1 rRNA gene is annotated in these 595 nt (G+C 55.6%); it reads left to right on the top strand.

From position 1 onward, the window contains the following. Positions 1–66 precede the first annotated feature (66 nt). Positions 67–595: ribosomal RNA gene (locus tag HHA01_RS14705) — 23S ribosomal RNA — on the top strand; the annotation flags it as partial.

Here is a 595-nt window from a genome sequence, read left to right as displayed (position 1 = left end):
GAGATACGTCTCAAGCGTATCCGGCAATATCGTTTGTCATCGCGACCAGACTCCTTCGGGTTATATGGTCAAGCGATGAAGCGCACACGGTGGATGCCTAGGCAGCCAGAGGCGATGAAAGACGTGGAAGCCTGCGATAAGGTTCGGCGAGGTGGCAAACAACCTGCGACCCGGACATCTCTGAATGGGGAAACCCACCTGCCATCAGGCAGGTATCGTTGACTGAATACATAGGTCAACGAGGCGAACCGGGAGAACTGAAACATCTCAGTACCCCGAGGAACAGAAATCAACCGAGATTCCCCCAGTAGCGGCGAGCGACCGGGGACTAGCCCTTAAGCGGGTGACAGGTTAGGCGAATGAGCTGGGAAGCTCAGCGATACAGGGTGATAGCCCCGTAGTCGAAAGCCTGATCCCGTGAAATCGAGTAGGTCGGGGCACGTGTAACCTTGACTGAAGACGGGGGGACCATCCTCCAAGGCTAAATACTCCTGGCTGACCGATAGTGAACCAGTACCGTGAGGGAAAGGCGAAAAGAACCCCGGAGAGGGGAGTGAAATAGACCCTGAAACCGTGTGCGTACAAGCAGTGGGAG

It is taken from the genome of Halomonas halmophila, from assembly GCF_006540005.1.
GTDB classification, from domain to species: domain Bacteria; phylum Pseudomonadota; class Gammaproteobacteria; order Pseudomonadales; family Halomonadaceae; genus Halomonas; species Halomonas halmophila.
The sequence above is the reverse complement of the archived record's forward strand: the minus strand, read 5'-3'. Positions and strand labels throughout refer to the sequence as shown.